The sequence below is a fragment of the Tetragenococcus muriaticus DSM 15685 genome (assembly GCF_000423785.1).
In the GTDB taxonomy this organism is placed as follows: domain Bacteria; phylum Bacillota; class Bacilli; order Lactobacillales; family Enterococcaceae; genus Tetragenococcus; species Tetragenococcus muriaticus.
Map to the genome: position 1 here is coordinate 1 of NZ_AUIQ01000072.1, position 9,499 is coordinate 9,499.

At 38.6% G+C, this 9,499-nt stretch carries 13 protein-coding genes; 2 read left to right on the forward strand and 11 right to left on the reverse strand.

All coding sequences use genetic code 11. From position 1 onward, the window contains the following. Positions 1–160: transposase (locus G577_RS11900; RefSeq protein ID WP_211219234.1), on the forward strand; the 160-nt coding region annotated here is incomplete at its 5' end. Between the two features lie 180 nt (positions 161–340). Here G577_RS11900 and G577_RS0109340 read toward each other — a convergent pair. From G577_RS0109340 to G577_RS11445, 8 genes are all read right to left on the reverse strand, one after another. Continuing rightward, positions 341–502 carry a hypothetical protein gene (locus G577_RS0109340; protein WP_211219233.1) on the reverse strand — a complete coding sequence of 54 codons (162 nt, stop codon included), beginning with the start codon at positions 500–502 and terminating at the stop codon, positions 341–343. Between the two features lie 28 nt (positions 503–530). Next, complete coding sequence (locus G577_RS0109345) at positions 531–1,217, reverse strand: sugar transferase (protein WP_028790964.1); 687 nt, start codon at positions 1,215–1,217, stop codon at positions 531–533. A 12-nt stretch (positions 1,218–1,229) separates the two neighbouring features. Continuing rightward, the gene (locus G577_RS0109350) at positions 1,230–1,982 is read right to left on the reverse strand and encodes a tyrosine-protein phosphatase (protein WP_028790965.1); all 753 of its coding nucleotides are present in this window, start codon (positions 1,980–1,982) and stop codon (positions 1,230–1,232) included. Positions 1,983–1,996: 14 nt separating this feature from the next. Further along, a complete protein-coding gene (locus tag G577_RS0109355) occupies positions 1,997–2,692 on the reverse strand; it encodes a CpsD/CapB family tyrosine-protein kinase (protein WP_028790966.1) in 696 nt (231 codons plus the stop codon). Positions 2,693–2,709: 17 nt separating this feature from the next. After that, positions 2,710–3,516, reverse strand: coding sequence for a YveK family protein (locus G577_RS0109360; protein ID WP_028790967.1), 807 nt, complete (start codon positions 3,514–3,516; stop codon positions 2,710–2,712). A gap of 25 nt (positions 3,517–3,541) precedes the next feature. Beyond that, complete coding sequence (locus tag G577_RS0109365; protein ID WP_028790968.1) at positions 3,542–4,471, reverse strand: LCP family glycopolymer transferase; 930 nt, start codon at positions 4,469–4,471, stop codon at positions 3,542–3,544. A 30-nt stretch (positions 4,472–4,501) separates the two neighbouring features. Next, entirely contained in the window at positions 4,502–5,374 is an 873-nt protein-coding gene (locus G577_RS0109370) for a hypothetical protein (RefSeq protein WP_028790969.1), read from the reverse strand. Between the two features lie 266 nt (positions 5,375–5,640). Beyond that, positions 5,641–6,669 carry a peptidoglycan DD-metalloendopeptidase family protein gene (locus G577_RS11445; RefSeq protein ID WP_051176770.1) on the reverse strand — a complete coding sequence of 343 codons (1,029 nt, stop codon included), beginning with the start codon at positions 6,667–6,669 and terminating at the stop codon, positions 5,641–5,643. Between the two features lie 180 nt (positions 6,670–6,849). Between G577_RS11445 and G577_RS0109380 the strand changes: the two genes are divergently transcribed. After that, a complete protein-coding gene (locus G577_RS0109380; RefSeq protein ID WP_028790970.1) occupies positions 6,850–8,004 on the forward strand; it encodes an AI-2E family transporter in 1,155 nt (384 codons plus the stop codon). A 106-nt stretch (positions 8,005–8,110) separates the two neighbouring features. On the opposite strand, the gene G577_RS0109385 is transcribed toward G577_RS0109380, so the two are convergent. The 3 genes from G577_RS0109385 to G577_RS12290 all read right to left on the reverse strand — a co-directional run bounded on the left by G577_RS0109385 (position 8,111) and on the right by G577_RS12290 (position 9,243). Beyond that, entirely contained in the window at positions 8,111–8,302 is a 192-nt protein-coding gene (locus tag G577_RS0109385; RefSeq protein ID WP_038025546.1) for a hypothetical protein, read from the reverse strand. Further along, on the reverse strand, positions 8,302–9,003 hold the full coding sequence (locus G577_RS0109390; RefSeq protein WP_028790972.1) for an NAD(P)H-dependent oxidoreductase: 702 nt from the start codon (positions 9,001–9,003) through the stop codon (positions 8,302–8,304). Before G577_RS0109390 ends, G577_RS0109385 begins: the two co-directional genes overlap by 1 nt. A gap of 78 nt (positions 9,004–9,081) precedes the next feature. Further along, entirely contained in the window at positions 9,082–9,243 is a 162-nt protein-coding gene (locus G577_RS12290) for a hypothetical protein (RefSeq protein ID WP_169357992.1), read from the reverse strand. Positions 9,244–9,499 lie beyond the last annotated feature (256 nt).

Genomic DNA, 9,499 nt, shown 5'->3' on the forward strand with positions numbered 1-9,499 from the left:
AAAGGCCACAGTGATTGACACGATCCGCTTTCAACTCTTCCATATCGCAGGAAGAGTCACGGAACATGCGCGAAAAATTCAAATTCACCTTTCTAGTACCAACGTTTATAACACGCTTTTCTGGGAAGTCCTTACGCGAATCCAGCGCTTGAATCTTTAACTTATTCTCTTCACTCTTTCCTTATAAAAAGCGTATTTTCCACCTTCTAGGAAGACCTTTACCCTTTTTTAGCGTTCTACAGTAGTTCTTTCCTGTGTTTGGTTCAAAAACGATAGCAAAAATAGAAAATAACACGAACAACAACCCTGTTGACCGGCCCGTTTAGTTATCCACAAATTTTTAGAAATCATTCAGGTTCCCCAAAGGAGTTTCAAATTGAGTTTTTTCAGTTACAAAAAAGCCTTCATATTTTTCGGCTAATGGTTTTAATTTTTTTAATTGTTCCCAATGTCCCCCTGATGAGGAAACAAAACATATCTTAGGGCTTCTTCTTTTTCTCATTTTTATAATTAACTCCATAAATTTAATTTTAATATGCATCATTAGGCTTCAATATAACTCTAATAGTCTTAACCATTATTCTTAAATCATTCCATATACTCAAATCCTTTATATACAACACATCTAAGCTAACCATTTCATGAAATCCTACTGCATTTCGTCCACTAATTTGCCATAAACCTGTACACCCTGGCTTAACTAATAGGCGCTGTTTATCATATTCACCGTATTCTTTAACCTCTCTTACTAAAGGAGGACGTGGTCCTACTAAACTCATTTCACCTTTAAGTACATTCCATAATTGAGGTAATTCGTCAATACTAGTTTTACGTATAAATTTACCAACCTTTGTTATTCTAGGATCATCTTTTATTTTAAACATCGCCCCTTCAACTTCGTTATGTTGAAGTAATTCTGCTAGTTTAGCATCAGCATCTACACACATAGAGCGAAATTTATACATCCGAAATTCTCTTCTATTTCTCCCAACTCTTATTTGCGAATATAAAACAGACCCTTCTGGTTCCTCTTTTTTTATCAAAAAAGCAACTATTAAAAACAGCGGACTTAATAAAATGAGCCCTACAATACTTCCAACAATATCAACACTCCGGGCTATAAAATGATAAACATATTTATGATTAATTTCGGTTTTATTAAGCCATATATATTGCCCATCACTACTTACTTTTCGAGTGTGATCAACCTTTTCCACTTTATTCACCTCTTAAAACAAACCAAACCTTTTCTTTTTCACTTCTTTATACTTTGGAAAAGATACCTGGTCTCCATTCACCAAATCTTTTGCCACTTGTTTCATTAATTGTGCTTTATTACTATCTAACAACTCATAAGCTTCCTTTAAACGAAAGGCACGCTTATTCACTCCATGAGCATCAGAAGCCATCATTTGCACAAGATTATGTTCGACCATTTCTTTTGCTGTCTTTTGAATAGACTTGCCAAAACTACCTACCAAACTTGGAGCGGTTAGCTGCGCTAAACAGCCCATTTCCAAGTAAGGAAGTAGACGATTCGGATCTTCTCTAAACTTGGCATTGCGCTCTGGGTGTACAATCACTGGAACTTTCCCATGCGTTCTTAGCGAAAAGCAAAGTTCTTCAGTATAAGCAGGAATATCCATCGTGGGCAATTCCAGTAATACATATGTATCTGCTAGATCAGTAAAAAGAATCCGATCTTGTTTTACCTCTTCTAATAAGTTACCTGTCAGATGAACTTCTTGGCCTTCCAATAGAGTTAATTCAATTTGCTTCTTATCTAACTCTGCTTGCAAGGAAGCGACGGCTGCAATCACCGTCGCTTTGGAATTTTGGTAACGACCATTATTATGATGGGGTGTACATAAAATATGTGTGATTCCTTGGCGAACCGCCTCTTTAGCCATAGCAAGGCTCGTTTCGATGCTATCAGCGCCATCATCTATATTCGGTAAAATATGGCAATGTAGATCGATCATTGTTTTCGCTCCTTTTAATCAGAGTAATAATAGTAGGCTTTATCTTTGTCTTGTTTTGCGCCATTATAAATGACGCCTAAAATACGGGCCTGAACTAAATCTAAGGATTCTTTTGCCTGACTCAAAGCATCTTTTCTTGTCCAATTTTCTCGAGCGACAAGTAAGGTGCCATCTGCTTTAGAAGACATAACTTGCGCATCGGTTACCGTCACAACAGGTGGCATATCGAAGATTACCATATCAAATAAATGACGAGCTTCTTCCATAATTTGATTCATCTTTTCTGAACCTAATAGTTCTGAAGGATTTGGGGGTTTCGGTCCACTTGTTAATATGGATAAATTTTCTATCGTTGTTTTCTGTGCAGTTTCTTCTAGACTTACACCTGTACTTAGGACCGTACTTAAGCCTGCTTCATTATTTAATTGGAATGTTTTATGAATGGTAGGCTTACGCATATCCGCATCTACCAGTAAAACCTTTTGTCCCGTTTGAGCAAAAACTACAGCTAAGTTTGCGGAAGTTAACGACTTCCCTTCACTTGGTCCTGAGGAAGTCACCACTAAAGTTTGTACTTGCTGATCAGCTGAAGAAGCGAATTGTAAGTTCGTACGTATCGTACGATATTGCTCAGCTACAGGCGAGGAAGGATCCACTAATGAAATCAAGCTGACTGGTTGTGTTTTTGTACTTGTTCTTTCTTTTTTCATTTTCCTATGCTCCCCTCCTATACCCGTGTGCGGCTGCGACGTCCGCCACTTGTTGAGTTATTGTTGCTATTGTCGTCATCTTGATCATTGCCTTGTGTTCCATTACGTAGTTTTTGTGTCGTCGCATCAATTTCTTTTTGACTCAATTTCGGAACATTGCCCAAAACTGTTAACCCTAAGTCATCCGTGATATAATGCGTATCCTTAATGGTACGGTCAAAAACTTCCCTTAAGAAGGCTATCGCAATCCCTACTAACAGACCCAAGATAAGACCGATCGCTAAATTCAAAGGACTATTCGGCGAAACAGGTCGAGGACTAGCCGTCGCTCTTGAAACGATGGTCGTTCGATCCACATTCGTTAAGACGTCTTGGACTGTTTCTTGAAAAACTTCCGCTGCCGTATTGGCAATGTGTTCGGCATCCGCTGAACTTTCGCCGGTTGCTACAATAGAAAACATCTGTGACTCTTCTGATTGCTCGACTTCCATGCTCTCTTTAATTTCTTGAATCGTCATATCTAAGTCATACTCCGAAGTTAGCCGATCTTGCACATTGGCTGCTAGGGCATCGCCTTCTTCAATGATATCCCTATAAGTATTTAGCATTTGTAAATTGTAATTGACCGCGTTCAAGCTTTCATCAGAACTCTCATCTTGAGGGGAGGCCACAATCAATTGGGCTCGCGACTCGTACTGAGGGGTCATAATGAAAAAAGTGATTACTGCGGCCAGGGCTAATCCAGCAAATAAACTGGTTAGAATGGTCGTCCAATGTTTTCTTAATACGTCGAAAATTTCTTTTAAACTAATCGTCTCTTCCATTTGTTCTCCACTTTCTATTTTTTGGTTATTGCAATTGCTCTTGTAAAGTTTCTTGTACTTCTGCCAAGTTGTCTTCGTCTATTTGTTGGTAAGAAACCCCACCTTGCATGAAGCCTTCCCCTTCTAGTTGTAGTTGATCTACATTTGAAAAAGCTTCTCGATAGTCAAGAGCAATCTCACGCATATTGGCAAAGCTTAGGTCTGTTCTCATATTGTCTTCTACAGCGTCTAGAATCCCTCGGTATTGAGTCACTCCTGAAAGAGATGTCGCTTGGTCAATAACTCCTTCGACCACAGCTCGTTGTCTCGCTTGACGACCGTAATCTCCTTCAGGATCTTCATGACGCATACGTAAGTAACCTAATGCTTCTTCACCATTCAAATGTATTCTTCCAAAATTATAGGTGTGACCATCTTGTTCAAATTCCAAGTCATTATCAACGTCGACACCGCCAACAGCGTCCACCAACTCCTGGATCCCTTGCATATTAATCGATACGTAATGGTCTAAAGGAATATCTAAAAATTCGCTCACCGTATCCATGGCCATGGAAGCTCCCCCAAAGGCATAGGCGTGATTTATCTTGTCTTGTGTCCCTTCATCTGCGATATCCACATAAGTATCCCGTGGTATACTTACTAAAGTCGACGTATTTTCTTGCGGATTGACCGTAGCTACCATCATGGTATCTGAACGTCCTTGCTCATTTCGCCCTAAGTCACCTGTATCAATACCTAGCAACAAAACACTAAAAGGCTCTTCTTCATCAAAATTGACCTCACGAGAGTCTGGACGATCTACGCTTTCATAGGTATTCCCCACAGAACCAGAGACATCTAAATACACCTTCACAGCTACTCCAACAATTGCTAAAACTAAAATAAGTAATATAATTAAGACAATGCGTAAGATTTTCTTCCCACGCGAAGTTTTCCTGTGGCTTCTTTTTGCCATATCCTTTTCCTCCGTTTAATGAAGCAATGGTTAATACGCTTCTGTATTTTCCTGTTCTACTTGTGCGCCTTGTTCTTCACCTTGTCCATCAACAATTGTTTCATCCTCGACAGTTGCAGAAGTTGTTGGAGCCTCTGCCGCCGCTGCCTGTGTAGAAACGCCAAAACGATCGCCTAGTTCATCCGCTGTTTCTTCAAATCTTTCTTGTTGTTCTGGGTTACGAACCTCTTCGATTTGAGCAGCTAAAGCAGCATATTGCTCGTAGGTGATCTCTTCGTCTTCATACTGTGTTAACTTTTCTTGAATATCTTCCGTACTTTGGAATTGTTCATTCGCTTCTTGCGTATAAGATTGTGCGAGTTCTAACCATTGATCGCCTTCAAAAAATCCTAGGTTATCATTCACATCAGCCATGTCTTCTTCCTGCAAGTCTTCATCAGTTATAACGTCATCCTTATATTCTTGCCAGTCAGGCGTTTCTTCAGTGAAAAGACCGTCAATTTGATCTTGCATATGTAACTTATCCTCTGCGTCTGTTAAACGATCAGACACTGACTCTTTTTGCTGAGCTAGCTCTTGAATGCCTTGAGGTAGTGCGTTTTCTTCGATTTGAAAATCTTCGGCGCTTACATCGATACGATGGACTTCATTTTTCAAGTCAGTTACATCAGATAGAGTTGTTTCTTCTTTTAAAAGATCTTGTTCATCTTCCAAGTAAAGTTCTTCTACCTGTTGTGCTAAATCATTAAGCTCATTTTCTTCTCTTGGCTGTGCTGCATTCGCATAAGCCACTCGTTGCTGGTATTGCCTTTGATTAGACACATAAAAACCTGCCACACAGATTCCCAAGGCGAGAATACCTGTTACATATACACTGGCACGCTTTAAAAATGGCTTTTCCATTAACCAATGAACACCCCTTTTTCACAGAAAATACAATTTTTTATTACAAACATTTCCTAGTATACCTAATATAAACAAAAATGAAAAGAGTTGTATAAAAGGAACTTCTTTTTTATTAGTTTTGTGAATTATAAAAAAACGAATGTCTTACTAAAAATTAGCGCTATTAAGCATCCTATTTATTTATAAATAACATGAAGTTTTATAATGCTTGTTAAATTTTTTATTGAAAAAAGCAACCATTATAAGTTGCTTTTCCTAACCATTCAGTTATTCTCCAACACCTCTATCGGATCAAGCAACTGCTCTTGTACTAAGCTTTGCGAACGATTAACCTCAAAATGTAGATGGGGGCCTGTACTATTGCCGGTACTACCTACTAGTGCGATTTGCTCGCCTTGCTGTACTTCTTGACCTACTTGCACTAGATTTTTCTTACAATGAGCGTATAAAGTAGTCAGTCCATCTGGATGAAGGATCGTGACATAATTTCCCCAAGAGGGGTGATAAGTCGCACGTGTCACTCGACCTTCTCCAGCGGCTTGGATTTTTGTTCCTTCATCCATCGCTAGATCGATGCCGCGATGAAAAGATTGCCCGCGTTTGCCGTAAGTGGAAGTAACGATTGGATCATCTAAGGGAAGGATATAGTCTGTTGTTTCTTTTGTATTTTTTGTTGCTTTATCGTAGTCTGTTAGTTCGTAGTTTATAATAAGTTTATCTAGTTTTTCATGGTAATGAGGATCCGTCGCATAACGCCCGGTCAAAAAGTGTGTAGCAGCTGTATAATCTGATGCTACACTTTTCCAAGTTCCTTGATAAAAACTCGGATCATGGGACAATCCATTTTTAATCAACTTCGCATAAGCGTTTAACGAAGCTTCGTAATTGTCATACTGGCAAAATGTCGCTTTTGTGGTATACATTCGTCCTTGGCTATCGCTTTCTTGTGTTGGTAGCAAAACACCTTTGCCTTCATACTGCCCTTTGACGCCAAAGATATTAAAGTAAGGCGCTTGGCTCAATTCACTTTGTCCACTACCAGATTCCAAAATCGCTTGAGCGATCATCACAGAAGCATAGAGATCTTCTTTTTGTCCAATATCTCGAGCCGTTTCCCCGATTTTTTCAATAAAATTTTCGGTGACATCTTCGCTTTTTTTGTGCGTCGTTTTCCTTTCAATTGTACTTAGGGGCGTAACTTCCAGCGTATCTGCTACTGCGCTACTTTCTATACTAAATCCTAAGAAGATCCCCACACATAACCCTACACACCATTTCTTTTTTTGTTTCAAATCCAAATCCTCCTTCGATATTTTTGCCTGTACATAATAAAGTACGCAAAAAAAGCGTTCTTTTATTTTTTCTAGCAAAATTTCTTCGAAAAAATATTTTTCAATGGATATTGTTTGTGTGTTATCAGCTTCTCCCCTATAATTATCGATGATTCTATTTCCAATCTAAGGAGGACAATTATGGAACAGAAGCCGACGAATCGGTTTATTCAATTTTTGGGAGGAAAAACTTCCTATTATGTTTTAGGTCTAATTATTTTAAGCGCTATTGCGATTTTTCTGGTGGATAAAGTGTCTTTTGTCTTTACCCCACTGTTCACCGTCTTATTCTCCATTTTACCGCCGTTTATTTTTGCGGTAGTCATTTTTTATATTTTTAACCCTTTTGTGGGATGGGTTGAAAAAAAGATGTCACGAACGTGGGCGGTCACTTTGATTTATGTCGTAGCTATTTTAATCATCGGAGTGGCTGGCTTTTTTGCTATTCGTTCGCTAGTCAACGAAGGCCAAGAGCTGGTACAACAATTTCCTACCATTTTAGACAATGTGCAAGATGATTTTCGCTCTATTGTTGCTCAATTGCCTTTACAAAACCAGCTTGATTCTTTAATTTCATCTGCGAATGATTTAATGAAAACAACACTTTCTTCATTAGGAGATAACTGGCAAAAAGGCGTCTCTGGCTTGGGCAGTGTCTTTTCCGCTGTATCGACAACAGCCATTACTTTGTTTGTAGGGCCCGTGGTTGCCTTTTTCTTACTAAAAGATCAACAAAGATTTTCTGAAAAAGTCATCAGTCTTGTCCCCCCTAAGTTTCGCAGTGACTTTAAAATGTTGGCTAGTAAAGCTGATCAACAATTAAGTGCCTTTTTAAAAGGACAACTTCTTTCCAGTGCGATATTAGGGATTATGTACTGGCCTACTTTCTTACTCATTGGACTCAATTATGCGACAATCATGGCCTTTTTAGTCGGACTTTTTAGTCTTGTCCCTTATTTAGGTTCCGTGGTTACATTTATTCCTGGGCTCATTATTGCCTTGCAACAATCTTTCTTTGAGGCTGTTATGTTTGTCATTGCTTGGTTTGTTATTCAGGCTGTGCATGGGAACTTGGTTATGCCTCGTGTCATGGGCGATAAGTTACAGTTACACTTTTTAACTATCTTACTTGTTGTATTGATCATGGGGGATTTGTTAGGGTTTATTGGTGTGCTATTTGGTATTCCGATTTACGCTTTGCTCAAGATTCTCGTACAATACTTGTTCAGTCGCTTTAAGAAAAGGTATAATCACTTTTTCGGAGATGATGGAAACTATCAGAATCCGGAGATGTAAATTCGTAAAAAAACCGCTCCCATCTTAGGTTGGAAGTGGTTTTTTTATTAGATATAAAAAACACCTCTACTAGAAAGAGGCGTTTTTCTTAACTTCAAAAGTCTTTTTAATTTCCCCAGTCATTGGGTGACCAGAGTGTACTGTCCAACTGTCCTTGGATCTGCTCGGTACGTTTTTGTTGTTCTAAAAGTAGGTCTTTGATTCCCAGCAGTAAAGCTTTTTGTTTGTAATCGCGACTGTCAGCTTCTAATTGGTCGAGTTGAGCGACGGCCCACTGAATATTTTCTTGCTCTTCCACTATAGCGACCCTCCTGCTTGTTCCAAGTACATTTGAATTTCGTCTAATTCCATACGATTATCTTCAATGATTTCTTTTACTTGGTCTAAGATAAACGAACTTCCTGCAGGTAACATTTCCTCATCTATCGTTTCCATTTGATCTAACACCCATGCTTCTTTTGCTCGTAACGTATCAAATTTTTCAATCATCAAATACTGTTGGTAAGCAATTAAAATACGTTTTTTTTCATTTTCTGTCATGTAGTGGAATTGAAAAATGAGAAACGGTTTTAAAAATTGCATCTGTGTTTTTTGCGCCATCGCTTGATAAGGCGTAGTTAAAGCGCTAAGGGAAAAACCTTCATTGCCACCGACTTGGTATTCTTTTTCTGGCATGCCGATGACCAAAACGAGTCCTAGTTCTTTGCCTTTTAACTTATTGCCGCCATAACCGTAGGCAAAGTTTTCGGTCAAAACTTCATCTAGCCAGTGCTTTAACATCGGCGGTGACGAGTACCAATATAGTGGGAATTGGAAAATAATACGATCGTGTTTTTGCAAAAGAGCCTGTTCTTGTTCAATATCAATTTCACCATCAGGATAAGTCGCTTCTAAGTGATGATAAGTGATCTCAGATGAATCCGGCAACGCTTCTTTTAGATACTGCTGACTTCCAGATTCATCGATGTCCGGATGGGATACGATAATAAGCGTCTTCATAATGTTCAAACGCCTCCTTGTCGTAAACATTATAACAGTTCTCTTAAAACTCGTCATGTTCACTGATTTATCGTTAGGTTATTTCTTGAAAGCTGATCGAATAGCGCCTGCAAGTGTTCCTCTTCGTCTTGCGTTTTGTTGTTTACTTAATTTCTTTTGTTTAGGTGCTGCTTTTTGCCCTGTGCGAAGCTTTTTTGAAGCTTGCGCCCAGTGGTTCGTTGCACGTCTTCTTCCTATCATACTCTGTCACCTCTTTTCTTGTAAGCTAACAAGCGCAAACCAATCTGTCAATTTTCTTGCTGAAATATAAACTAAGCAACTGATTTTTTGAATAATAAAATTCGTTATCCAATTTTTTTGTTATTGATTAAAAGATCTTGTTTCCTTTAGTCATTTTTTCATTATTGATTAACGAATTCTCGTTCCTTTATTCAATATCATCGATTTTCCAAATTATCTTCCTAATTTTGTTCCCTTTAGCTTATTATTGATCAAC

Coding starts and splice junctions, on each gene's coding strand:
- G577_RS0109340 (WP_211219233.1), bottom strand. CDS start 502: ATGAGAAAAAGAAGAAGCCCTAAGATATGTTTTGTTTCCTCATCAGGG.
- G577_RS0109350 (WP_028790965.1), bottom strand. CDS start 1,982: ATGATCGATCTACATTGCCATATTTTACCGAATATAGATGATGGCGCT.
- G577_RS0109355 (WP_028790966.1), bottom strand. CDS start 2,692: ATGAAAAAAGAAAGAACAAGTACAAAAACACAACCAGTCAGCTTGATT.
- G577_RS0109360 (WP_028790967.1), bottom strand. CDS start 3,516: ATGGAAGAGACGATTAGTTTAAAAGAAATTTTCGACGTATTAAGAAAA.
- G577_RS0109365 (WP_028790968.1), bottom strand. CDS start 4,471: ATGGCAAAAAGAAGCCACAGGAAAACTTCGCGTGGGAAGAAAATCTTA.
- G577_RS0109370 (WP_028790969.1), bottom strand. CDS start 5,374: ATGGAAAAGCCATTTTTAAAGCGTGCCAGTGTATATGTAACAGGTATT.
- G577_RS0109380 (WP_028790970.1), top strand. CDS start 6,850: ATGGAACAGAAGCCGACGAATCGGTTTATTCAATTTTTGGGAGGAAAA.
- G577_RS0109390 (WP_028790972.1), bottom strand. CDS start 9,003: ATGAAGACGCTTATTATCGTATCCCATCCGGACATCGATGAATCTGGA.
- G577_RS12290 (WP_169357992.1), bottom strand. CDS start 9,243: ATGATAGGAAGAAGACGTGCAACGAACCACTGGGCGCAAGCTTCAAAA.